Origin of the sequence: Bacteroides sp. MSB163 (genome assembly GCF_036416795.1) — a bacterium.
In the GTDB taxonomy this organism is placed as follows: Bacteria; Bacteroidota; Bacteroidia; order Bacteroidales; family Bacteroidaceae; genus Bacteroides; species Bacteroides maternus.
The window spans coordinates 2,954,312-2,979,237 of the sequence record NZ_CP143867.1; the positions used below are offsets into that span (position 1 = coordinate 2,954,312).

Below are 24,926 nucleotides of genomic sequence, written 5' to 3' on the forward strand. Positions count from 1 at the left end.
TTGTTCTTCATTTAATTAAAGTATTTCTCAATCTTCTTAATCATCATGCTCAAACAGAAGACTACTACGTGGTCACCGGGTAATATCTGCGTATTACCCGTTACTACGACTCCTTCGCCCTGTCGGATCAATCCGCCGATAGTGGTTCCCTTCGGCAGCCCGAGGTCCTTAACCTGGTGTTTGGTAATTTTAGAGTCGGCTTTCACGGTGAACTCTGCAACGTCGGCATTGGCAAAGGTCAGGCATTTTACGTTGCTGACGTCGGCATCCAGCATCATCTGATAGATGTGACTGGCGGTAATCATCTTCTTATTGATTACCGTACCGATGTCGAGGCTCTCCGCCATACCTATATAATCTATATTTTCTACTTCCGCCACCGTCTTGCTGACGCCCATACGTTTGGCGGCAAGGCAGGAAAGAATGTTTGTTTCCGAATTTCCAGTAAGGGCTACGAAGGCTTCCGTGTTCTTCAGACCTTCTTCGATAAGCAGGTCCATATCGCGTCCGTCTCCGTTGATAATCATAACCTTATCATCAAGAAGTTCTGTCAGGCGGTTGCAACGGTTCAAGTCGTTGTCTATGATCTTCACCTGCATATAGTTGGGTACATATTGGGCGGTTCGCACGGCAATGCGGCTTCCACCCATGATCATTACGTTGCGTACATCGGCATAATCTTCCTTTCCGGCTATTTTACGTATATAAGGTACATACTTGCGGGTAGTGGTGAAGTAAACGATGTCATGCAGTTTGATTACATCGTCACCGCGCGGAATCAGTGTTTCGTTGCAACGTTTGATGGCTACCACGTGATAGGGTTTGTCTGTTTCGGCAAGCTGGTGCAGAGGAATATTCAGTATTTCCGCTTTTTCACGCATCTTGGTACCGATAAGTATCAGCGATCCGCCACAGAATTCCCACCATTGGCGCACCCAACTCATACGTATGGAAGATACGATTTCTTTAGCGGCAAGCATTTCAGGGTAAATCAATGAGTCAACACCCAGTTTCTTGAAGAATTCCTTGTTCTTAGGCAGGAGATACTCGTAATTGTCAATACGGGCAACGGTCTTTTTGGCACCGAGGTTGGTGGCCAGCATACATGCAGTCATGTTACGGCTTTCATCGGGAGTGACAGCTATAAACAGGTCAGCATCTCTAGTCCCCACTTCTTTCAATCCCTGAATGGAAGTAGGCGATGCCGTGACCGTCATTAAATCGAAGTTGGAACTAAGCGTGCTCAACCTCTCTTCATTGTCGTCCATCAATATGATGTCCTGCTTCTCGCGAGACAACAATTTTGCCAAGTGTGTGCCTACTGCGCCGGCACCGGCAATAATAATTTTCATTGCTCTTTATTACTCTTATCGTTTTGTTGTTCCAATCCCAGAACAGTCTTCGCGTTCAGAGGAGAGATGACAGCCTGTCCAGTCTCTTCTTCCAGTCTTATTCGGGCTTCACGGGCGATGCTTCCGCCACGGCGGGCAATATCTTTATGCTCATCAAAATTCTCCGGGTTACTGACTTCAGAGATTTCTTTGGTTGAAAGTTCTGCCAACATGTTTAATACTAATTCTTTATTAGTCATGTTATCCCGTAGGTTCTCTTTCTTCAGTCCCTTGAAGCGTTTGTACTCTTTGGTGGTTTTATCAGCCCAGGTCTGATAAAGGATATCTGTCAATGTAGCAAACTGCGTGCCTTCCTCCAGTCCACAACGTTTCCATTCGTCAGTTAGTTCTTTGCGTATCTCGATACTTTTCAATCGCTGGTTTATCCAGTTGTCCGAATATCCCAATGCTTTGTACTCCATCATGGAACGCTGAATTGTAAGTTCAGGATCCTGCATTTCATCCAACCGCTCTTTGGCGGTTTGGGCCATCCAAAGCTTGAAAGGTTCGGCTTTGGGAGAAGGAATGGATTGGATGAGGCGGAACATTTGTTCTGTCGTCATCACGTCTGTCAATCTCATTTTGCCATCGGATGACAGCATTTTTAACTGTACGATTTTAGCGTACAGTTGACTGCCCTCCTTTGCCAACTTTGATTTTAAGTCGCTCCAATATCTTCTTGGATTGGAACTGTCTGTTAGAATTTCTATCACGTCAATCACTGAAAAGTACCACTCTTCCGTCTCGTCATCCCAGACCGTGCGTACTTTCTTTTCCTCAAACACCTTGATGGCTTCTTTCTTTGTCATAATATTATATTTGTTCTATCGTATTCATTATTCCTTCCTCATCCATGCCACACAGATGATACAGCTCCTGTATCGTGCCGTGTTCTATAAACGTATCCGGCACGCCTATGCGGTGTACGTGCGGCGTATATTCGTTGTCGGCCATAAATTCCAGGATGGCAGTCCCCATGCCACCTTTCCGTATGCCGTCTTCAATGGTGATGATGCGGGAAAATGAACGTCCTATTTCGTGTAGCATCTCCTCGTCCAGTGGCTTGAGGAAACGCAGGTCATAATGTGCTATTGAGATGTTTTTTTCTTTTTCCGCCCGTTCGATGGCCTTTGCGGCAATGTTCCCTATCGGGCCGAGGGTAACGACTGCCATATCTTTACCGTCCTTCAGCTTGCGTCCTTTGCCAACCGGAATTTCTTCTAACGGGCATTTCCAGTCCTTCAGCACGCCGCGCCCACGGGGGTAGCGGATAACGAACGGACCTTTGTCCGGCAGCTGTGCCGTGTACATGAGGTGGCGTAGTTCGTGCTCGTTCATAGGCGAGGAAATCGTCAGGTTGGGGATGGGGCGGAAGTAGGCCAGGTCGAACACGCCGTGGTGGGTCGGTCCGTCTTCACCTACCAGCCCGGCACGATCCAGGCAGAGCACAACGGGAAGTTTGAGTATGGCGATATCATGAATGACATTGTCGTAAGCACGTTGCATGAATGACGAATAGATGTTGCAAAAAGGTTGCATCCCTTCTTTGGCCATACCGCCCGAGAAGGTGGCTGCATGTCCTTCGGCAATACCTACGTCAAAAGCACGGTCGGGCATTGCCTGCATCAGCATATTCATGGAACACCCTGTAGGCATGGCGGGAGTGACGCCGACGATGCGTGGATTCTTTTCGGCAAGTTCCACCAGGGTTTCTCCGAAAACGTCCTGATACAGTGGTGGCAGGTTGTGTGTATCTGTTGTAAAGCGTTCACCCGTTTCTGGATCAAACTTTCCCGGTGCATGCCAGATGCCCGGAGCCTTCTCGGCAGGTTCGAAGCCTTTCCCTTTAATGGTGTGCAGGTGCAGGATTTTCGGTCCCTTCATATCTTTGATGTCCCGCAGGATACGTGCGATGTTCTTCACATCGTGTCCGTTGACGGGACCGAAGTAGCGGATATTCATTCCTTCGAAGATATTCTGTTGTTGGGCGGCTATCGATTTCAGGCTATTGCCAAAACGTATAAGAGCCTTACGACGATCTTCGTTGAGGATGCCCACTTTGAACAGCATCTTGGATACTTTGAAGCGGAGCTGGTTGTATCGGTTTGAGGTGGTCAGGTTGAAGAGATATTGCTTCATGCCGCCTACACTGCGGTCTATGGCCATCTCGTTATCGTTCAGAATGATAAGCAGGTTGTTGGAACTTGCTGAGGCATTGTTCAATCCTTCGAATGCCAGTCCACCGCTCATGCTGCCATCGCCAATTACGGCAACCACATGGCGGTCTTTTTCTCCTTTTTCTTCTGCCGCTACCGCCATGCCGAGAGCCGCCGAAATGGAGTTCGAAGCATGTCCGCAAGTGAAAGTGTCATAATCGCTTTCATCGGGAGAGGGGAAAGGGCGGATACCCTTGAATTTCCGGTTTGTGGAGAATGTTTCCCGACGTCCGGTCAGTATCTTATGGCCATACGCCTGATGGCCTACGTCCCACACGATGCGGTCGTAAGGAGTATTGAACACGTAATGCAGGGCGACGGTCAGTTCTACCGTCCCCAAACTGGCTGCAAAGTGTCCCGGGTTGCGCGAAACTTCTTTAATAATGTCCTGCCGCAATTCTTTGCAAATCTCCGGAAGCTGATCAACGCTTAGTTTACGCAGATCTTCGGGATCAGAAATAGAATTTAGCAAGTTATATGTTGTTGGTTCTGTCTTCATCTCTGTTCTGAGGATTACAAATTGCAAAATTAGTAAAAGAAAACGGAAGGCATTCCCTTTTTTTGGAAAAAATGCGTGTTACTGCTTCTTTCACCTTGGTTCTTCAGCCTTTTATCTCATGATTCGATAACTATTCCCTTTTAAATTGTTCCATCTGAATAGATTCGCTACATTTGCACCTGCAAAACAGAATAATATGAAAGCTTACTTTAATTATGATATGGTGCCTTTGAATTATATTCATTGCCTCAATTCCGCCTGTACGCGAGGCGAAAGTTGTTTGCGCCACCTTGTCGCGTTGCATGTGCCGCAGAATTTGAAGAGCGTTGTGGCGGTAAACCCGTCCAACTATCCGGCGGATGCCGGAAATTGCCCCTACTTTCGGAGCACCGTGAAACGTCGCTATGCCTGGGGCATCAGTACCCTTTTCGATAACATTCCTTATAAGAAAGCCTTGATGCTGAAAAGGATGGTTCGCGATATCTATCCCCAAACCACTTATTACCGTATCTTGCATGCGGAACGCGGGCTCTCGCCGGCAGAACAGGAGCGGATTGCCGGACTTTTCCTGCGGGCGGGTATCACGGAAACTCCCGTGTTCGACAGTTATCTTGAAGAGTATGATTGGGATGAATGTCATGTACCGAAAGCGAGAACCACGCTCTAACTTCTTGTCTGACAGAAGGGTTGGGGTCCCACACGACTTGACAGTAGTGGGACACTCGTTCAGTCCCGGTGGGAGGGTATTTCAGTCGTAGTGAGAGGGTACTTCAGTCGTAATGGGAGAGTACCTCAGTCGTAGTGGGAATACCGCTTACTCCTATCGTCTGGCCGGTTATCCTTCTTTTCTTTTGTATCTTTAGGGTGGATTGATTAGTTTTGTAGCGGCAACGAAAGCTGTTTTTTCACTTTCATAATTCTTAATTATTCACTTATGAACTTTTTTACTTCCGTTGAGTTGCCTTCCGGTATGCCACGTTTCACTCAGTCGGACGAGTTTCTGCTGATGGGTTCTTGCTTTGCCGTTCATATCGGCGCGTTGCTGGCAGATGCCAAGTTTCGTTCGGATATGAATCCTTTCGGGGTTCTTTATAATCCGTTGTCGATTTCGGCAGCTTTGCGCGAAGTGGTGGCGGGCAGGATTTATACGGACGAAGCCTTGTTCTTCTTCCGTGAGTGCTGGCATAGTCCGATGCATCATGGCGATTTTTCTTCTCCCTTGGCAGAAGAAGTGTTGCAGCGCATCAATACCCGTCTGCAAACGGCGCGCGAACGTATCCACCACTTGAACTGCCTGATGCTGACTTTTGGTACAGCGTGGGTGTACGAACAGAAATCCACGGGACATGTGGTTGCCAATTGCCATAAACAGCCGGAGTCTGTTTTTACCCGTCGCCGGCTCAGCGTGCAGGAGATTGTATCGGATTATACCTCTCTCTTCTCCGGTCTGATTGCCCGGAACCCAAAGTTGAAAGTGATTCTTACGGTCAGCCCCATCCGTCATGTACGTGACGGAATGCACGCTAACCAATTGAGTAAAGCTACACTTTTGCTTGCTATCGATCAGTTACAGGCTTCATTTCCCGAACATGTCTTTTATTTTCCGGCTTATGAGCTCTTACTCGACGAGCTACGTGACTATCGTTTTTACGCTGACGACATGGTGCATCCATCCCCCCTGGCGGTGCGTTATGTATGGGAGAAGTTTGTGCAGACCTGTCTCTCTGAGGATGCGTTAGAGATTATGCAGGAAAGTGAAAATATCAATAAAGCGCTATCCCATAAGCCTTTTCATCCTGAGTCAGACGAGTATAAGCGTTTTTTAGGACAAATTGTGTTAAAAATCGACCGACTTAACAAAAAATACCCGTACTTAGATTTCAAAAAAGAGAAAGATATATGCCGTATACGATTGAAACAATAGCCGAACGCATCGGTGCACGACGTGTGGGGGACACGCCGGCAACCATAGATTGGTTACTTACCGATAGCCGTTCCTTGAGTTTCCCCGAAGAAACCTTGTTTTTTGCCTTAACTACCAAGCGTAATGATGGCGCACGCTATATACCTGACTTGTATTCACGCGGTGTTCGCAATTTTGTGGTCAGCAAAGAAACCTTTAAAGCAATTGACAATGGACAATTGACAATGGACAATTCTGCGCAGCGTGATGGTGCACAGCCCATTGTCAATTGTCAATTGTCAACTGTCAATTTCCTGGTGGTCGCCAATCCTTTGAAAGCTTTGCAGAAGTTGGCGGAACAACACCGTGAACAGTTTCAGATACCGGTTATCGGCATAACAGGCAGTAACGGAAAGACGATTGTAAAGGAATGGCTGCATCAATTGCTCAGTCCTGAGCGGGTGATTGTCCGTTCGCCGCGCAGCTATAATTCACAGATCGGCGTACCTTTGTCCGTCTGGCAGATGAACGGGCAGTCCGAACTCGCTATTTTCGAAGCCGGAATTTCGGAGATGGGAGAGATGCGTGCCTTGCAGAATATTATCAAACCTACCATCGGCATACTGACCAACATTGGCGGAGCTCATCAGGAGAACTTTTTCTCTTTGCAAGAGAAGACCATGGAAAAACTGTCGCTCTTCAAGAACTGCGATGTGGTGATCTATAATGGCGATGATGAGTTTATCAGCAATTGTGTGGCGAAGTCCATGCTCAGTGCCCGCGAAATCGCGTGGAGCCGGAAAGATATGGAGCGTCCCCTGTTTATAAGTAAGGTGGAGAAAAAGGAGGATTGTACCGTGATCTCTTATCGTTATCTGGAGATGGACAACACCTTTATATTGCCTTTCATTGACGATGCTTCTATCGAGAACTCGCTGAACTGCCTGGCTGCCTGTCTTTATCTGATGCTTCCTGCCGGGAAAATTACGGAACGTATGGCGGCGCTGGAACCGGTAGCTATGCGCCTGGAAGTGAAGGAAGGCAAAAATGGTTGCCTGTTGATCAATGATAGTTATAACAGTGATCTTGCTTCACTGGACATTGCACTTGATTTCCTTTACCGTCGTTCGCAGAGTAACGGACTGAAGCGGACTCTCATCCTCTCGGATATACTGGAAACCGGACAGAATGCGCCGACACTTTACCGGAAAGTATCGCAGCTTGCCGGTAGCCGCGGCATTGAGCGTATCATCGGAGTGGGCAGTGAGATCTCTTCGTGTGCCGCGCGCTTTGACATCGAGAAGGCTTTCTATCCTAATACAGAGGCCCTGTTGCGTGCCATTTCCCGTGGGGAACTGCGGTTGGAGAATGAAATTATATTGATAAAAGGTGCCCGTCAGTTCGGCTTTGATGCCTTGACGGAAGAATTGGAGAAAAAGGTACACGAAACCATTCTTGAGGTGAATCTTGGAGCCATGATAGCCAATCTGAACTATTATCGCAGTCAGCTGCGTCCGGATACGAAGATGGTGTGTATGGTGAAAGCATCAGCCTATGGGGCCGGTTCGTATGAGATTGCCAAGACCTTGCAGGAACATCATGTTGATTTCCTGGCTGTGGCTGTAGCTGATGAAGGTTCCGAACTCCGCAAAGCGGGTATCACGGCAAGCATCATCATTATGAACCCGGAGATGACCGCGTTCAAGACCATGTTCGACTATAAGCTGGAGCCGGAAGTGTATAGCTTCCACCTGCTGGATGCACTGATTAAAGAGGCGGAGAAGGAAGGAATCACTAACTTCCCGATTCATATAAAACTGGATACGGGCATGCATCGCCTGGGCTTTGCCGCCGAAGATATGCCGCGATTGATTGAACGGCTGAAAGGACAGAATGCAGTGATTGCCCGTTCGGTATTCTCGCACTTTGTGGGTAGTGATGCGGCACAGTTCGATGCGTTTACACGTGGACAGATTGAAACGTTTGAGGCGGCATCCATGCAGTTGCAGGAAGCATTTCCGCATAAGATACTCCGGCACATCTGCAATTCGGCCGGTATCGAGCGTTTCCCGGGTGCACAGTTCGATATGGTACGCTTGGGTATCGGTTTGTATGGCATCAGTCCCATTGATAACAGCATTATCAATAATGTGAGTACACTGAAAACCACCATCCTGCAAATACGTGATGTACCCCAGGAAGACACGGTAGGCTATAGCCGCAAGGGACACCTGACGCGTAATTCACGAATTGCCGCATTACCTATCGGATATGCCGACGGATTGAACCGTCATCTTGGCAACGGGCACGCCTATTGCCTGGTGAATGGCCGGCGTGCGCCCTATGTGGGTAACATCTGTATGGACGTTTGCATGATTGACGTTACGGACATTGACTGCAAGGAAGGGGATACTGTGGAGATTTTCGGTGATCATCTCCCCATTACGGTACTTTCCGATATTCTTGAAACCATTCCTTACGAAGTGCTGACAAGTGTTTCTACGCGGGTGAAAAGAATCTATTATCAGGATTAACCGTTTGTTAGTGAGTTGTATATGCTTCCCGATTATTCGGCTTGACGCAGAAAGTTTTCGTTTTAATCTGTGTAAATCTGTGTAATCTGTGGTGAAACTATTATATTTGCAACAAATTTAAAAGACTACGGATATGACAAATTTACTTTTATTAGGCTTTCTGCCCAGCGGTTCCGAATGGGTTATCATCGCCCTGTTAATACTGTTGTTGTTTGGTGGCAAGAAAATCCCCGAACTGATGAAAGGACTCGGTAAAGGTGTGAAGAGCTTCAAAGATGGTGTGAATGAAGCAAAAGAAGAAATAAACAAGGCAAAGGATGATATAGAAGAGCCGGCTTCAAAAAAATAAATGAGTTACATAAGCTACGAGCTGCAAAGCTACAAGCTACAAGTGGCTGCGCGATTATGCCGCACGGTACTCGTAGCTTGTAGTTCGTAACTCGTAGCTACTTACTACTATGGCAGATAAGGAATTAACCTTTTGGGATCATTTGGACGAACTGCGCCGTGTATTGTTTCGGGTACTCGGTGTATGGTTTGTGTTGGCTGTAGGTTATTTTATTGCGATGCCGTGGCTGTTTGATAACGTAGTGTTAGCTCCCTGCCACAATGACTTTGTCTTCTACGACGTGTTGCGCTATGTGGGAAAGGTTTTCGATCTCCATGATGATTTCTTCACACAGGAGTTCCACGTCAAACTAATCAATATTAATCTGGCTGCCCCGTTCTTTATTCACATGTCCACTGCATTCTGGATGTCGGTGGTGACGGCTACGCCTTATATCTTTTTCGAAATCTGGCGGTTTATCAGTCCTGCGCTCTATGCTAATGAGCGGCGTGGCGTGAAGAAAGCACTGTGTATTGGTACGGTGATGTTCTTCCTCGGTGTGCTTCTGGGTTATTTTATGGTCTATCCGCTGACGCTGCGTTTCCTTTCCACCTATCAACTGAGCGCGGCTATTGAGAACCAGATTTCTTTGAATTCCTACATAGACAACTTCATGATGCTGGTGCTCTGCATGGGGCTGGCTTTCGAATTGCCGTTAGTGACGTGGCTGCTTTCGCTCTTGGGGCTGGTACATAAATCTTTCCTGCGCAAATACCGCCGTCATGCCCTGGTGCTTATCGTGATTATTTCAGCTATCATTACACCGACTGGCGACCCCTTCACCCTGACTGTGGTTTCCGTTCCGCTTTATCTGCTCTATGAGTTGAGTATCCTGATGATTAAGGATAAAAAGACCGATGCGGACGAGACTGATGAAGAGAAGGAGGAATAATGAAAGAAGAAGCGCGGGAATACTATCATTTCTTGCTCACTGTCTGCCGGGATGAAGATATTCCGCTGGTGACGGCTTACCGTCAGCTTCGTGAATTTCTGGAACGTCTTTGCCGCACGCAGATGCCGGACGGTAATCTGCAAATGACGGACCTTTCCGCACGCATCAGTTTTGTGGCCTCAAAAGTGGGACTTTCCGTAGTGGAACAAAACCGCCTGCACACCTTCCGACTGACTTCCAATGCCGTACTGAATCGACAATCCGAACCTTCACGCGAGAATCTGTTGCGTGACATCAAGACATTGACCTTCTTTGTGAAACGGTTGACGGGTGAGAATATCCCTGCTGAACTATATCATCAGCTTCCCCGTGCGGATGCCGCGTATATTGTTGCTCCGCCCGCAAAAGAGCGGGTACGCCGGATGCGTGTCTGTTTCCAGTATGCTGACGACACTTTTCTATATGTATTGCCTGTAGATACCGTTGCCGATGAACCGCTGAGGGTACGCTACAATGTATCTCAGGTGAATGAGGAGTTTGCCGAGACCTGCAAACAGCTGTGGCGTCATGCGCAGGTCAACCTGCTGGATGTAGCTGTAGATGAGGCTGGCATACTGACGCCTTCCTTTATTATACTGGAACCGGACTATCTGTTGGATATCAGCTCATTGGCAGAGTGCTTTAAAGATTACGGGCATCATCCTGCCAATTATTTGCTGGCACGCCTGCAATCCCCTGACAATACACGCCCGCTGTTACTTGGAAACATCGCCAATCTTTTTTTGGATGAGTGGATCTATGCCAAGGAGGAACCGGACTATCTGACTTGTATGAAGAAAGCGTTCCGTACCTATTCCATTGATTTGGCCGCGTGTGCCGATTTGTTGGATAAAGAAAAGGAAAAGGAATTCTTCGCTGATTGTAAACGGCATTTCGACCATATCCGGCAAACGGTGACGGAGACTTTCCGTGCTCCCGGTTATGAACTGGATAAGACGGATGCCGTACTGGAACCTACCTATATTTGTGAAGCCCTGGGATTACAAGGCCGCCTGGACTATATGCAGCGAGACATGTCTTCCTTCATAGAAATGAAGTCGGGCAAGGCTGACGAGTATTCCATCCGGGGCAAGGTGGAGCCGAAGGAGAATAACAAGGTACAGATGTTGTTGTATCAGGCGGTATTGGAATACTCTATGGGGATGGATCACCGCAAGGTCAAAGCTTATCTGCTCTATACCCGCTATCCGTTGTTATATCCCGCTCGTCCGTCGTGGGCGATGGTGCGCCGTGTAATGGATGTGCGCAACCGGATTGTGGCTAATGAATACGGTATGCAATTGCGTAATAGTCCGCACTATACGGCAGAGCGGCTGAAGGATGTTCATCCGGATACACTGAATGAGCGCCATCTGAACAATACATTGTGGAAACGCTATCTTTACCCTGCCATTGATGCCGTGACGCAGCGCCTTCGGGCGCTTACACCGTTGGAACAATGTTATTTCTATACACTCTATAATTTTATTACGAAGGAACTGTACACTTCAAAATCGGGAGATATTGATTATGAGGGGCGTACAGGTGCTGCCGCTTTGTGGCTTTCTACGCTTGAAGAAAAGTGTGAGGCGGGAGAGATATTATACGATCTGACAATCACGGAGAATCATGCGGCGGATCTGCATAAAGCATACCTTGTGTTAGCACGGGTCAACCAGCAGTCGGCGCAGACATTGCCGAATTTCCGTGAAGGAGACTCCATCGTTCTCTATCAACGTAATAATGATACGGACAACGTAACCAATAAAATGGTATTCAAAGGAAATATTGAGCGAATCACTGACCGGGATATCCGTATCCGCCTTCGTGCTTCGCAACAAAATACTTCCGTGCTTCCTCCCGACAGTCGTTATGCCATCGAGCATGATTATATGGATACTTCTTTTCGCAGTATGTACCTGGGACTTTCTGCCTTTCTTTCTGCCAACAAGGATCGCCGGGACCTGTTGCTATTCCAGCGACAGCCGGAGTTTGACGTTTCTTTCGATCCTCGCATTGCAGTTGCTCCGGATGATTTCTCCCGTATCACCCTGAAAGCCCAGGCTGCTAAAGATTATTTTCTTTTGGTAGGTCCTCCGGGCACCGGAAAGACTTCCCGTGCTCTACGCGGTATGGTGGAAGCCTTCTATCATGAAGGAAAACAGATATTATTGCTCTCGTACACCAATCGTGCAGTGGATGAAATCTGCAAAACCCTCTCTGCCATTACGCCTGAGATTGATTTCATCCGTATAGGGAGTGAACTTTCCTGCGATATACCTTTCCGTTCCCATCTGATAGAGAATGTGCTGGAATCCTGCTCTTCACGCCGTGAGGTACATACCCGCATAGAGCGTTGCCGTGTTTTTGTGGGCACTGTCTCCACATTCTCCTCCAAAACGGAATTGTTCCGTCTGAAAACTTTCGATGTGGCTATTGTGGATGAGGCTACTCAGATACTGGAACCACAACTGCTGGGGCTTCTTTGTGCGCGTAATGTGGCGGGTGGAAATGCTATTGGCAAGTTTATCCTCATTGGTGATCATAAACAATTGCCTGCCGTCGTGCTTCAATCCGAATCCCAATCTGAAGTCTGCGAGGACTGCCTGCACAGCATCGGTTTGCATAATTTGAAAGATTCCCTTTTTGAGCGCCTCTACCGGAATTCTGCCGACACCACTCACCACTTATCACTCATTACTAACCGCTCCTACGACATGCTTTGTCGCCAGGGACGTATGAATGTGGAAGTGGCTCGTTTTCCTAATCATGCCTTTTATGGCGGACTACTGGAACCTATCGGTTTGCAACACCAGCAAGGGGAACTGACACTTGCTCCGGGATTGGAAAATGATGAATTTGCAGATATACTGGTGCGTCGTGTGGTTTTTCTTGCTTCAGTGCCGGAGGTCGCTTCGCAATCGGCAAAGATTAATCATTTCGAAGCGCAGCTCGTAGCCAGACTGGCAGCTGCTATCTATCGGCAATATGACGGTAGTTCCGGTTTTTGTTCTGCCCTGACTTTGGGGATTATCACTCCCTATCGTAGTCAGATAGCTCTTATTAAAAGTGAAATAGCAGCTTTGGGCATTCCGTGTTTAAACGATATCCTGGTAGATACCGTAGAACGCTTCCAGGGGAGTGAGCGCGATGTGATTATTTATTCCTTCTGTGTGAACCGTACTTATCAGTTGAAATTCCTTGCCAATCTTACGGAAGAAGGTGGGGTGTGGATTGACCGGAAACTGAACGTGGCTCTCACTCGTGCCCGTAAGCAATTGTTTATGACAGGTGTACCCCATTTGCTACGGCAAAATCCTATCTATGCGGACTTGTTGGATAGTATTTTCTGAAATGGAAGGAACTGTGGCTTTCAGAAGGATAATCCGAGTTTCATTTAGCAAATCTTAAACGTTCCTCTTTTCTTTATATCTTTTATTAGTATTTCTGAATGTAATAAACCCTTATCTTTGCCGAACGTTTTTTTCATAGAGATTTAGATTTAAGGTTAGAAGAATTGTGGAAGTCGTGAGACTTCCCTTTTTTTCATCTTAAAGTTTTGCGCTCCTGTATCTCTCATGGACCGTTTGAAGGTAATTTGCTAAAGTATACTGAGGTTCATGTTTTTCACGGGAGAGTGCAGAAGAGAGTCGCTTCGTGAGAAGGGGCTTTTTTTGTGCCGGTACTTTTCTATCTTTTATATATATCAAAAAAGGTGCTCTATCACAGAGCACCTTTTTTATTATCTATATATACTATTCCAGTATTATTCCAATACAATAGGTTTATACTTTGGAACCAGAGCCTTCATTACAACCCAACCAATCAGGTAAGCTACTGCGCATACGCAGAAGATGATGAAGTATCCTGCAGGTTTACCGGAGAAGCCCATAAACTCCATGGCAGGGCGTACGAACTGTGCACCTTGTTCCAGTAAATCATGAGTCATTTCCACTTCTTTTCCATCTACCATTGTACTTCCTGATGAATATACGAACAAGTTACCTGCTACTTTCTGAAGAATCATTGAACCGAAACCACCAGCCATACCACCGATACCAGTGATACTTGCAATGGCTGCTCTCGGGAACATGTCACTTACGGTAGAGAAAATGTTGGCAGACCAAGACTGGTGAGCTGCACCACCGATACCGATCATGATAACCGGTAACCACGGAGAGATAGTACCCAGAGGCTGTGCCAGCAATACTACCAGCGGGAAGAATGCAAATATCAACATGGCACGCATACGTGCTGCATACGGATTTAAACCGGTTCTGTTGATAATGATAGTAGGCAGTTTACCACCATAAATAGAAAGCATCGTGATGGCATACAGAGTAAAGATCAATGCGATACCCAATCCTTCGGAAGTCTTGATACCGAATTGCGTATTCAGATAAGAAGGAGTCCAGAACAGGAAGAACCACCACACACCGTCGGTCATAAATTTACCGAAAGCAAATGCCCAAGTCTGTTTGTAGCTGAAGCATTGCCAGAATTTCATCTTCTTCTCGTCTTTTTCTTCTACTACAGGAGCAGCACCTTCTTCGTGCTTGTCTTGCTCAATGTAATCAAGCTCAGCCTTATTTACGTGCTTGCTTTCAGAAGGTTTAGAGTACATGAATACCCAGAAGCCCATCCAAATAAATCCAAGACCACCAATTACGATGAAAGCCATTTCCCAACCCCATGCTTTAGCCAGCAAAGGAATTGTCAACGGAGCAACCAGAGCACCGATAGAAGCACCGGCATTAAAGATTGAAGTTGCATACGCACGGTCTTTCTTAGGGAAATACTCGGCAGTTACTTTGATAGCGGCAGGGAAGTTACCAGCCTCACCAAGTGCCAGTACACAACGGGCTGCCAGGAAGCAGTACATACTAATAGTAGCAATGGTTACTACCACATCACCTGTGGCACCCATTAACTCGGCTGCACTATGCAGACCTACGAAATGTTCGGTTACGATACCACAAAGAGCGTGGAGGCAAGCACCTGCCGACCATACGCCGATAGCCCAAAGGAACCCTTTTTTTGTACCCATCCAGTCGATAAAGCGACCGGCAAACAACATACAGACAGCATAAACAATAGAGAAAACAGAGGTGATTGTTCCGTAGTGTGATTCGTCCCAATGGAATTCGGGTTTGATAAATTCATCCCACGTCAATGACAGCACCTGGCGGTCAAGGTAGTTTACTGTTGTCGCAAAAAATAACATGGCACAGATGGTCCACCTGTAGTTGGTCATCTTTCCCATTGCATTTTGATTTAAACTCATGATACGTTGATTTAAAATTATTAATTCTTATTTCTGGGGCCAAAAATACACATTATTTGATGTAAATCAATACATTTTTCGTCTAATTTCCTGCAATTTTTGTTCCAAGTGCAAATAAATGGCAAAAAAACTCGTTATCGTGCACGAAAACGCTCGTTCTCGTACACGAAAAACTAAGTTTATAGGAGGTGAAAATAAATAATGCACCTTTTCAGTCGAAAAGTACACAACGTTTTAGGTGAGAACCGCTATCTTTGTCACATTACTTAATATAATCTATATACCTAAAAACAAGAACAGAATGATGAACAATCTGCTTTGTAAAACTTTTGTGATGGGAGCGCTGATTTGCTCCACTCAGTTGTCTGCTCAGAAAGTAAGTGATAAGCAACCGTGGTCGGTACGTATGGTAGAATCGGAGATGATCCGCTGCCCGGAATCCTGGCAACTGGATTTCCAGCCGAAACTGAAATGGGATTATTGTCATGGGCTGGAATTGCAAGCCATGCTGGATGTGTATGATACGTATGGAGATCAGAAGATGTTTGACTATGCGCTGGCTTATGCGGACACTATGATACACAAGGACGGAAGTATCGAGACCTATAAACTGCATGAATACAATATCGACCGCTTGAATTCAGGTAAATTCCTGTTCCGCATCTACGAACAGACGAAAGATGAAAAATATAAGAAAGCTATCGACTTATTGCGTAGTCAGCTTGATACTCATCCACGTAATGAGGACGGCGGTTTCTGGCATAAGAAAGTATATCCGAATCAGATGTGGTTGGATGGTCTTTATATGGGAGCGCCTTTCTATGCTGAATATGCTTTCCGCAATAATCGTGTGCAGGATTATAAAGATATTGTGAACCAGTTTATTACAGTGGCACGCCATACGTATGATCCGAAGAACGGGCTTTATCGCCATGCCTGTGATGTAAGTCGGAAGGAACGTTGGGCAGATCCCGTTACCGGACAGTCGCAACATAGCTGGGGACGTGCTATGGGATGGTATGCAATGGCATTTGTAGATGCACTGGACTTTATTCCGAAACATGAGGCAGGACGTGATTCCATGCTTGTTATCCTTAATAATATTGCCGCACAGGTGAAGCGCATACAAGATCCGAAGACCGGATTATGGTATCAGGTGCTGGATAAGAGTGGTGAGAAAGGGAATTATGTAGAGTCTTCCTGTTCTACTATGTTTGTTTATGCCCTGTTCAAAGCTGTTCGTAAAGGATATATTGATAAATCGTATCTGAAAGTGGCTCTCAAGGGATACCAAGGCATTCTTGATAACTTCATAGAAGTAGATAAAGACGGTGTGGTGACTATTACCAGAGCATGTGCGGTTGCCGGTCTGGGTGGCAAAAACTACCGTATGGGAGATTACACCTATTATATAAATGAGACAATCCGCAGCAACGATCCCAAGGCAGTAGGTCCGTTTATCATGGCAAGTTTGGAGTGGGAGCGTCTGCGGTTGCCGTTATCGGCACAGTCCCAATATAAAGATACAATTGTGGTGGCCCGTGATGGTTCGGGAGACTATCGCACGTTGACGGAAGCTATGGAAGGCATTCGTGCTTTTATGGATTACAAGGTTACAGTGCTGATAAAGAATGGAACGTATAAGGAAAAAGCGATAATTCCTTCTTGGGTGCAGAATGTAGATTTCATCGGTGAAAGTGTGGAGAATACGATTATCACGTATGATGACCATGCCAACATTAATAAGATGGGTACTTTCCGTACCTATACTGTAAAAGTGCAGGGAAACAATATTACCTTCAAAAACCTGACCATAGAAAACAATGCTGCCAGACTGGGACAAGCGGTTGCCCTTCACACGGAAGGGGATAAACTGGTATTTATCAACTGCCGTTTGCTGGGAAATCAGGATACCATTTATACAGGTGCTGCAGGTACACGCCTTTATTTCGTAGATTGCTACATTGAAGGAACTACCGACTTTATTTTCGGTCCTTCTACCGCTTTGTTTGAGAACTGCGAAATCCGTAGCAAAACAAATTCATACGTGACGGCAGCTTCTACACCCGAAGACATTGCAGTGGGTTATGTCTTTAAGAATTGCAAACTGACGGCCAATCCGGGTGTGGATAAGGTTTATCTGGGGCGTCCCTGGCGTCCGTATGCCGCTACCGTATTCATCAATTGTGAGATGGGTAAACATATTCGTCCCGAAGGATGGCATAATTGGGGAAAAGCGGAAAACGAGAAGACAGCCCGCTATGCTGAATATAATAGTATGGGAGAAGGTGCTGCGGCAGCCGGTCGGGTAAAATGGGCGAAGCAGCTGACCAAGAAAGAAGCTGCCCAATACGATGACCTGAATTACATCTATCGGATGTGTAGCGACTGGAAACCTGAAAATTAATAACTTAGCTTCCTGTCTACAAAGAGCCAACTTCTTGCTTACAAGGAGTTAACTCCTTGTCGACAGGAAGTTAACTTTTTGTTAGCAAGAAGTTAACTCCTTGCAGACAAGGTATTAGCGCTTCAGAAAATCCGCTCTCATGGGGCTGAAACAATCTATCAGGATACCAGCTTCCAGGCATACGCACCCGTGTTCCGCATCCGGTTCAATGTAGACGCCGTCTCCGGTTTCTACAATTTGTTTTTCACCGTTCACGGTAAACTCAAATTTACCGCTTGCCACATAGGTGGTTTGTGTATGGTAGTGGGTGTGTGGTGTACCGATGGCACCTTGCTCGAATTTTACTTTAACCAGCATCACTTGCCCGTCGTAGCCCATTATTTGGCGTACTACTCCTTCGCCTGCCGGTTCCCATGCGATTTCTTTTTCAAGAATGAAAGTGTTACTTCTTGTCTTTTTCATTTTGTTAGCAGATTAGTTGTTTTGCCGGCAAATATACGATTAATATTAATTTTTCTACTGATTGCGACTTTTTTTACACTTCGGATCCTTTGTTTTTGGGTAATATTGCACCGGAAAATAATAATACTATTTATATTTGATGAATTATGAAACACAAGTTGACATTATTGCTGGGGTTGTTTTTCCTGCTCTCGGCTTTCAAGGCTGACAAGCCTTTGATTACGATTTTCATGATTGGAGACTCCACTATGGCGAATAAGCCATTGACAGGTGGAAACCCCGAACGCGGCTGGGGACAGATGTTGCCCGGCTATCTTTCCGAGGAAATCCGTGTAGACAATCATGCTGTGAATGGACGTAGTTCCAAGAGTTTTATTGACGAGGGACGGTGGGAAAAGGTAATCTCACAGGTGAAGAAAGGGGACTATGTATTTATTCAGTTCGGACATAACGATGAGAAGTCCGATCCGAAACGGTATACGGCTCCGGGAAGTACTTTTGATGAGAACCTGAAACGTTTTGTAAACGAAACCCGTGCCAAAGGCGGTATTCCCGTTTTGTTTAACTCCATTGTACGCCGTAACTTCGGTACGGCAAATGGGAATGCAGTGGCTCAGGCTATTAGTCAGGATGATATACAGAAAGGAGTGAACCCGGATGCAAAGCGGGAGGCTTCGGAGCAGCCTGCTGCTACTGAAGGTGACAAGCTAATTGATACACACGGTGCTTATCTGGATTCTCCGCGGAATGTAGCGAAAGAATTGGGTGTGGCTTTTGTGGATATGAATAAGATTACGCATGACCTTGTAGAGGGCATGGGGCCGGTAGACTCCCGGAAATTATTTATGTGGGTACCTGCCAATCAGGTCGCCGCGTTGCCGAAGGGGCGCGAAGATAACACTCATCTGAATGTTTATGGCGGGCGTGTTGTGGCCGGTTTGGCTATGGATGCCATTGCTAAGGAAGTGCCGGAACTGGCTAAGTATGTTCGGCACTATGATTTTGTAGTGGCGCAGGATGGTAGCGGAGATTTCCTTACCGTGCAGGAGGCTATTGATGCTGTTCCTGATTTCCGCAAGAATATCCGTACTACGATACTGGTGCGTAAAGGTGTGTATAAAGAGAAGATTGTGATACCGGAAAGTAAGATCAATATTTCCCTGATAGGTCAGGACGGGGCAGTGCTTTCGTATGATGATTATGCGCAGAAGAAAAACTGCTTTGGCGAAGAAAAGGGAACCTCCGGTTCGTCTTCCTGTTATATTTATGCTCCTGATTTTTATGCTGAGAATATTACGTTTGAGAACTCTTCCGGTCCGGTAGGACAGGCGGTAGCCTGTTTTGTAAGTGCCGATCGCGCTTATTTCAAGAATTGCCGTTTCCTTGGCTCTCAGGATACCCTTTATACGTATGGGAAAAATTGCCGTCAGTACTATGAAGATTGCTACGTAGAAGGTACGGTAGACTTCATATTCGGCTGGTCTACGGCTGTCTTTAATCGTTGTCATATCCATAGTAAAAGAGGTGGTTATGTCACTGCACCTTCTACGGATCAGGGACAGAAATATGGCTACGTATTTTATGATTGTCGTCTGACTGCGGATGACGGTGTACGGGATGTATCTCTTTCACGTCCCTGGCGTCCGTATGCACAGGCTGTGTTTATCCGTTGCAATCTAGGTAAACACATCTCTCCTGCCGGATGGAATAACTGGGGAAATAAAGAAGCGGAAAAGACCGTTTTCTATGCAGAATATGAAAGCACGGGTGAGGGTGCCAACCCCAAAGCGCGTGTTCCTTATTCCCGTCAGTTGAAGAACCTCAAAGGGTATGAGATGGAAACCGTGCTTGCCGGAGATGACGGGTGGAATCCGGTGAAAAATGGGGATGAACTGCTAAGTATAAAGCGTTGATTGATATTTGGATTTGATAAAGAAACTTATAACTATTAGAACACAATGATGATAAAGAATTTATTTGTATTACTGCTCGCTCTGATATTGTCGCTATCGTTTGCATCCGCGGAGAATTATCCGTACCGGAGCGATGTCCTTTGGGTGACCGTACCCAATCATGCTGACTGGATTTATAAAACCGGAGAAAAGGCTACGGTTGAAGTTCAGTTCTATAAATATGGTATTCCGCAGGATGGAGTGACCGTATCATACGAGATAGGCGGAGATATGATGCCTGCCGAAACTTCCGGCTCTGTCACCTTGAAGCAAGGTAAGGCTGTAATTCCCATCGGAACCATGAAGGAACCGGGATTTCGCGATTGCCGGATGACGGCAATTGTGGATGGAAAGAGCTATAAGCATCACGTAAAAGTCGGTTTCTCACCGGAGAAGATTAAGCCTTATACGCAGATGCCGAAGGACTTTAAAGAATTCTGGGAAAACAACAAAGCGGAGGCTGCCAAATATCCGTTGACTTATACGAAGGAACTGGCAAAGGAATATTGTACCGACAAGGTGGATTGCTATCTTGTTAAGCTGATGTTGAATAGTCGCGGACAGAGCATTTACGGTTATTTGTTCTATCCGAAGAATGCAACAAAAGGCTCTTGTCCGGTAGTGCTTTGCCCACCGGGTGCCGGAATTAAGACAATCAAGGAGCCTTTGCGCCATAAATATTATGCAGAAGAGGGATGTATCCGTTTTGAGATCGAGATACACGGGCTGAACCCGACGATGACAGCGGAAGAATTCAAGGAAATCAGCAACGCTTTCAACGGCAGAGAGAACGGCTATCTGAATAATGGACTTGAGAACCGTGACAACTATTATATGAAACGTGTGTATCTGGGTTGTGTGCGTAGCATCGACCTTCTGACTTCCTTGCCCGAATGGGATGGTAAGAATGTAATTGTCCAGGGCGGTAGCCAGGGAGGAGCTTTAGCTTTGATTACGACCGGTTTGGATCCTCGTGTAACAGCTTGTGTAGCCAATCACCCCGCTTTGAGTGATATGGCAGGGTATAAAGCAGGGCGTGCCGGAGGATATCCCCACTTTTTCCGTACCGAAGGGATGGATACGCCGGAGAAGTTGAAAACGATGGCATATTATGATGTAGTGAACTTCGCCCGTCTGATAAAGGTTCCTACTTATATTACCTGGGGATACAATGACGATGTTTGTCCGCCGACCACCAGCTATGCCGTTTATAATACGCTGGATTGTCCGAAGGAAGCATTGATCACCCCGATTAATGAACACTGGACTTCCAATGATACGGAATACGGGCAGTTGCAGTGGATATTGAAGCATCTGAAATAAACAAAATCCACCTTATTTCTTATCCCCCCGGATCTCTTTTCAATGAAAAGAGTAAATCCGGGGGGATTTTTTGTGACTTTACTGTGAGAAAATCCCCCTATCCCTTTGTCTGCTGTGTTTTGAGTGGTATCGAGCGATTTTTCCACCGATTCAAGCATATTTTTCACCTGAGTGAGATAGATTATCCGCTACTTTGCAAGTGCAAGGCAGACATGAATGCTTTGTAGTGAACTCAGAATTTGTTTAATCAATAAAATCATTTACTTATGAATTACAGGAAAAAGGTCGTGTTAATGCTCGGGGTTTTATCCTACCTCAATTTGGGAACTTTTTCTCAGGCTGCTTCCTTAACAGTGGATCATACTTCAGTAGCCGGTGTGCAGCAAGCTTCCAATGACAAGAAGACAATTAAAATTTCCGGTTCGGTCAGAGACGCTGCCGGTGAATCTATTATTGGTGCTACCATCCTGGAGAAGGGAACTTCAAACGGTGTCGTTTCCGATATGGATGGTAACTTTTCTATGACTGTGGCTGCTAATGGGATATTACACATCTCTTATATAGGTTATGTAGACCAGGATATAGCGGTTGCGGGTAAGAGTCTTTTCAATATTCAGTTGCTTGAAGATACGGAAATGTTGGATGAAGTGGTTGTTATCGGTTACGGTACGGTGAAACGTCGCGATCTGACGGGAGCCATAGCCTCGGTAAAAGGAGATGAGGTTGCTGCTAATCCTGTATCCAACGTTGCGCAGGCCTTGCAGGGACGTCTGCCGGGAGTGAATGTAGTGTCACAGGATGGTCGTCCGGGAGCTACGATCTCGGTTCGTGTCCGCGGAGGAGGGTCCATAACCCAGTCCAACGATCCGCTCTATGTAGTCGATGGATTTCCGGTAAGCAATATTGGTGATATACCGGCTTCGGAAATAGAATCTATCGATGTGTTGAAAGATGCGTCATCTACGGCTATTTATGGTGCACGCGGTGCAAACGGTGTAATCCTGGTTACTACTAAGAGTGCCAAGGAAGGTCAGATCAAGGTGAGTTACGATGGCTACGTACAGGTCAAGAATGTATCGAAGACACTTGAAACGCTTTCGGCTCAGGAATATATTCTTCATAACTGGAGCTATGCCGCATCCAGAGGAACGGCTAACCAGGATGCTGTTGAGAAATACTTCGGTCTGGGAAGTAAGTATGGTAACCACTATGCCGACTATGCCAATGTGAAAGCTCATGATTACACGGATGACGTACTGCGCACTGCACTCTCGCATAACCACAGTGTGAATGTTTCGGGTGGTACGGATAAAACGAAAGTGATATTCACACTCGGCTATGTTAACGATGAAGGAATCAAGATCAATTCGGATTACAACCGTCTGAACGCTTCTTTCAAGATTCGGCAGAAGCTTGCCAAGACGCTGGACCTGGATGTTGATTTCCGTTATACGGAGTCAAATCTGAATGGACGTGAGAATGTAACGAACGGTAAAGGCTCTAATGTGTCGGGAGCTTATCGCTATCGTCCCATTGACAATCCGTTGGGGGGTGTCTCTTATTCGGAAGTTGCGTCAGGCTTCAGTTTCGGTGTGGCTAATATCGATGACAGGCACAATCCGGTAGAACTGATCGATGATATCACGAATAAATCCTATTCCCGTTCATTGAGAGGATCGGCAGCTTTGTCATGGGAGATCGCCAAAGGGCTTGTGGCCCGCAGTGAACTGTCACTTACACGCAGTTCTTCGAAGAGTACTTATTATGAGAACGGATATACAAACGGAGATAAGCGTGCCACCCTTAACCGGGGCATGGGAGATGGTTTGCGTTCGGTGAGCACCTTGAATTATAATTTCAATATCGGCAAGAACAATGTATTCTCGGCATTGCTGGGTAATGAAGTCCTGAAGTCGGATTCCGAATCGTCACAAATCACGGGCCGTGGTTATCCCTCTACATTTGATTATGACACCACGATGGGATTGATCCATACGGCAACCACCTCTTTCTCTGCCACCAATTCTTATAGCGTGCCCGCCCGTACGGTGTCCTTTTTCGGACGTTTGAGCTATACTTTCATGGACCGTTATCTGTTCACCGGTACGTTCCGTGCCGACGGCTCTTCTAAATTTGCACCGGATAATCGTTGGGGATACTTTCCCGCAGGTGCTTTCGCATGGCGCCTTTCAGAAGAACCTTTCATGAACGGTACGAAGGATTGGCTTTCCAATCTGAAGCTTCGTTTGTCCTATGGCACTTCGGGCAGCGACAATATTAGTTCCAATCTGTGGCGTGAAACCTGGTCGAGCCTTGGTTCGGGCAGCAATCATACTCCTATCAACGGTGAGCTTGGTTCATTCTATCGTCCGGACGGTTTGCTGGCCAACTCTAAACTGAAATGGGAAACTACCATTTCACGCAACTTCGGTATTGACTTCGGATTCCTGAACAACCGTGTGAACGGTAGTCTGGAAGTATACTGGAATACTACGAAAGATTTGTTGATGGCCGTACCTGTGGATAACACTACCGGATACTCTTACCAGTTCCAGAACTTCGGTAAAACATCCAATCGTGGTATTGAGCTTTCGGTGAATGTAGATGTGATAAACAAAGGTGATTTCCGTTTCAACGTAGGCGCCATCTATAACTACAACCGCAATAAACTGGACGAACTGCCTAACGCCGACCAGTATCTCTACTCTTCATACTGGGGTTCTTCTTCCCTGGTTCCTACCAACGATTATATGTTTGTAGAAGGAAAAGCTATCGGTCTGGTACGTGGCTTTATCAGCGAAGGATATTATACCGTGGATGATTTCAATTACACCAACGGCCAGTATGTTCTGAAAGAAGGTGTGCCCGATATTACGAAAGCCTTGACCGCTACATACATGCACCCTTACGATCTGCCTGCCGGACAGACTGCATTCCCCGGAGCCGCCAAATTCCGTGATGTGGATGAAAGCGGTACGGTAGACTTGGATGATGCTACTTGCCTGGGCGAAGTGATGCCTCGCCATACGGGAAGTTTCCAACTGAATTTCAACTATAAGAACTTCGATCTTTCTACTAACTTCAACTGGACGGCAGGCGGTAAGGTATATAACGTGGCTGCTATGATCAATGCGTCCGGTCAGGAATTTGACGGAATCGGTGCGCAACGTGCATCCTGGGTGGCCGATGCTTTCAAGGTTTATAATGTGAATGCTGCGGGTGACTTGTATGCCGTTACCAATCCCGATGAGTTGAGAGCATTGAATGCGAATGCCAAATATCATTTACCCTACCATCAGAGCGGCATTACTTCATCAGAATGGTTGGAGAATGGTTCATACCTCCGTTTGCAGACGCTGACGCTCGGATATACCTTGCCCAAGAACTGGTTGGCTAAAGTGCATGTAGATAAGATACGCCTGTACCTCACCGCAACCAATCTCTTCACCATTACCGGTTATTCGGGCATAGATCCTGAAGTGAATGCTAACCCTACAGGACAAAGCGGATTCTACAGTAACCTGAGAATTTTCCCGACGCTCAACATGGACTTCGGAACTTATCCGCGTGCGCGTACATTCACTTTCGGCGCTAACATAACTTTCTAAATAGTAATTGTAAAATAACAGAGAAACA

Annotated in this window: 15 protein-coding genes; 10 read left to right on the forward strand and 5 right to left on the reverse strand. The window is 46.4% G+C overall.

All coding sequences use genetic code 11. From position 1 onward, the window contains the following. Positions 1-11: 11 nt before the first annotated feature. Genes trkA through dxs form a run of 3 tightly spaced genes read right to left on the reverse strand, consistent with a single transcriptional unit; the run spans position 12 to position 4,106 of the window. The gene (gene trkA / locus VYM24_RS10855; RefSeq protein ID WP_330942121.1) at positions 12-1,352 is read right to left on the reverse strand and encodes a Trk system potassium transporter TrkA; all 1,341 of its coding nucleotides are present in this window, start codon (positions 1,350-1,352) and stop codon (positions 12-14) included. After that, the gene (locus VYM24_RS10860; protein WP_330942122.1) at positions 1,349-2,200 is read right to left on the reverse strand and encodes a BRO-N domain-containing protein; all 852 of its coding nucleotides are present in this window, start codon (positions 2,198-2,200) and stop codon (positions 1,349-1,351) included. Before VYM24_RS10860 ends, trkA begins: the two co-directional genes overlap by 4 nt. A 4-nt stretch (positions 2,201-2,204) precedes the next feature. Next, a complete protein-coding gene (gene dxs / locus VYM24_RS10865; protein WP_291554313.1) occupies positions 2,205-4,106 on the reverse strand; it encodes a 1-deoxy-D-xylulose-5-phosphate synthase in 1,902 nt (633 codons plus the stop codon). A 196-nt stretch (positions 4,107-4,302) separates the two neighbouring features. Between dxs and VYM24_RS10870 the strand changes: the two genes are divergently transcribed. The 6 genes from VYM24_RS10870 to VYM24_RS10895 all read left to right on the forward strand — a co-directional run bounded on the left by VYM24_RS10870 (position 4,303) and on the right by VYM24_RS10895 (position 13,215). Continuing rightward, positions 4,303-4,773, forward strand: a complete 471-nt coding sequence (locus tag VYM24_RS10870; RefSeq protein WP_299093021.1) for a DUF6078 family protein — start codon at positions 4,303-4,305, stop codon at positions 4,771-4,773. Between the two features lie 267 nt (positions 4,774-5,040). Then, entirely contained in the window at positions 5,041-6,030 is a 990-nt protein-coding gene (locus VYM24_RS10875; protein WP_330942123.1) for a GSCFA domain-containing protein, read from the forward strand. Then, positions 6,006-8,543 carry a bifunctional UDP-N-acetylmuramoyl-tripeptide:D-alanyl-D-alanine ligase/alanine racemase gene (locus VYM24_RS10880; protein WP_299093017.1) on the forward strand — a complete coding sequence of 846 codons (2,538 nt, stop codon included), beginning with the start codon at positions 6,006-6,008 and terminating at the stop codon, positions 8,541-8,543. Before VYM24_RS10875 ends, VYM24_RS10880 begins: the two co-directional genes overlap by 25 nt. Positions 8,544-8,676: 133 nt before the next feature. Continuing rightward, positions 8,677-8,892, forward strand: coding sequence for a Sec-independent protein translocase subunit TatA/TatB (locus VYM24_RS10885; RefSeq protein ID WP_022392885.1), 216 nt, complete (start codon positions 8,677-8,679; stop codon positions 8,890-8,892). Positions 8,893-9,001: 109 nt separating this feature from the next. Continuing rightward, entirely contained in the window at positions 9,002-9,823 is an 822-nt protein-coding gene (tatC, locus tag VYM24_RS10890; RefSeq protein WP_291554323.1) for a twin-arginine translocase subunit TatC, read from the forward strand. After that, complete coding sequence (locus VYM24_RS10895; protein WP_330942124.1) at positions 9,823-13,215, forward strand: DEAD/DEAH box helicase; 3,393 nt, start codon at positions 9,823-9,825, stop codon at positions 13,213-13,215. Before tatC ends, VYM24_RS10895 begins: the two co-directional genes overlap by 1 nt. A gap of 413 nt (positions 13,216-13,628) precedes the next feature. On the opposite strand, the gene VYM24_RS10900 is transcribed toward VYM24_RS10895, so the two are convergent. Beyond that, on the reverse strand, positions 13,629-15,146 hold the full coding sequence (locus VYM24_RS10900) for an MFS transporter (protein WP_291551898.1): 1,518 nt from the start codon (positions 15,144-15,146) through the stop codon (positions 13,629-13,631). 304 nt (positions 15,147-15,450) lie between these two features. Between VYM24_RS10900 and VYM24_RS10905 the strand changes: the two genes are divergently transcribed. Continuing rightward, entirely contained in the window at positions 15,451-17,553 is a 2,103-nt protein-coding gene (locus tag VYM24_RS10905) for a pectinesterase family protein (protein ID WP_425286659.1), read from the forward strand. A 114-nt stretch (positions 17,554-17,667) separates the two neighbouring features. On the opposite strand, the gene VYM24_RS10910 is transcribed toward VYM24_RS10905, so the two are convergent. After that, entirely contained in the window at positions 17,668-18,015 is a 348-nt protein-coding gene (locus tag VYM24_RS10910) for a cupin domain-containing protein (RefSeq protein WP_007212477.1), read from the reverse strand. 146 nt (positions 18,016-18,161) lie between these two features. Between VYM24_RS10910 and VYM24_RS10915 the strand changes: the two genes are divergently transcribed. The 3 genes from VYM24_RS10915 (at position 18,162) to VYM24_RS10925 (ending at position 24,898) form a co-directional block, all read left to right on the forward strand. Further along, the gene (locus VYM24_RS10915; protein WP_291551905.1) at positions 18,162-19,928 is read left to right on the forward strand and encodes a pectinesterase family protein; all 1,767 of its coding nucleotides are present in this window, start codon (positions 18,162-18,164) and stop codon (positions 19,926-19,928) included. 45 nt (positions 19,929-19,973) lie between these two features. Beyond that, the gene (locus VYM24_RS10920) at positions 19,974-21,290 is read left to right on the forward strand and encodes an acetylxylan esterase (RefSeq protein ID WP_425286645.1); all 1,317 of its coding nucleotides are present in this window, start codon (positions 19,974-19,976) and stop codon (positions 21,288-21,290) included. 266 nt (positions 21,291-21,556) lie between these two features. After that, on the forward strand, positions 21,557-24,898 hold the full coding sequence (locus tag VYM24_RS10925) for a SusC/RagA family TonB-linked outer membrane protein (RefSeq protein ID WP_330942125.1): 3,342 nt from the start codon (positions 21,557-21,559) through the stop codon (positions 24,896-24,898). Positions 24,899-24,926: the final 28 nt, after the last annotated feature.

What these genes read in the sequence shown, in the direction of transcription:
- trkA (WP_330942121.1), bottom strand. Translation starts at nt 1,352, where the DNA reads ATGAAAATTATTATTGCCGGTGCCGGCGCAGTAGGCACACACTTGGCA.
- VYM24_RS10860 (WP_330942122.1), bottom strand. Translation starts at nt 2,200, where the DNA reads ATGACAAAGAAAGAAGCCATCAAGGTGTTTGAGGAAAAGAAAGTACGC.
- dxs (WP_291554313.1), bottom strand. Translation starts at nt 4,106, where the DNA reads ATGAAGACAGAACCAACAACATATAACTTGCTAAATTCTATTTCTGAT.
- VYM24_RS10870 (WP_299093021.1), top strand. Translation starts at nt 4,303, where the DNA reads ATGAAAGCTTACTTTAATTATGATATGGTGCCTTTGAATTATATTCAT.
- VYM24_RS10875 (WP_330942123.1), top strand. Translation starts at nt 5,041, where the DNA reads ATGAACTTTTTTACTTCCGTTGAGTTGCCTTCCGGTATGCCACGTTTC.
- VYM24_RS10880 (WP_299093017.1), top strand. Translation starts at nt 6,006, where the DNA reads ATGCCGTATACGATTGAAACAATAGCCGAACGCATCGGTGCACGACGT.
- VYM24_RS10885 (WP_022392885.1), top strand. Translation starts at nt 8,677, where the DNA reads ATGACAAATTTACTTTTATTAGGCTTTCTGCCCAGCGGTTCCGAATGG.
- tatC (WP_291554323.1), top strand. Translation starts at nt 9,002, where the DNA reads ATGGCAGATAAGGAATTAACCTTTTGGGATCATTTGGACGAACTGCGC.
- VYM24_RS10895 (WP_330942124.1), top strand. Translation starts at nt 9,823, where the DNA reads ATGAAAGAAGAAGCGCGGGAATACTATCATTTCTTGCTCACTGTCTGC.
- VYM24_RS10900 (WP_291551898.1), bottom strand. Translation starts at nt 15,146, where the DNA reads ATGAGTTTAAATCAAAATGCAATGGGAAAGATGACCAACTACAGGTGG.
- VYM24_RS10905 (WP_425286659.1), top strand. Translation starts at nt 15,451, where the DNA reads ATGAACAATCTGCTTTGTAAAACTTTTGTGATGGGAGCGCTGATTTGC.
- VYM24_RS10910 (WP_007212477.1), bottom strand. Translation starts at nt 18,015, where the DNA reads ATGAAAAAGACAAGAAGTAACACTTTCATTCTTGAAAAAGAAATCGCA.
- VYM24_RS10915 (WP_291551905.1), top strand. Translation starts at nt 18,162, where the DNA reads ATGAAACACAAGTTGACATTATTGCTGGGGTTGTTTTTCCTGCTCTCG.
- VYM24_RS10920 (WP_425286645.1), top strand. Translation starts at nt 19,974, where the DNA reads ATGATGATAAAGAATTTATTTGTATTACTGCTCGCTCTGATATTGTCG.
- VYM24_RS10925 (WP_330942125.1), top strand. Translation starts at nt 21,557, where the DNA reads ATGAATTACAGGAAAAAGGTCGTGTTAATGCTCGGGGTTTTATCCTAC.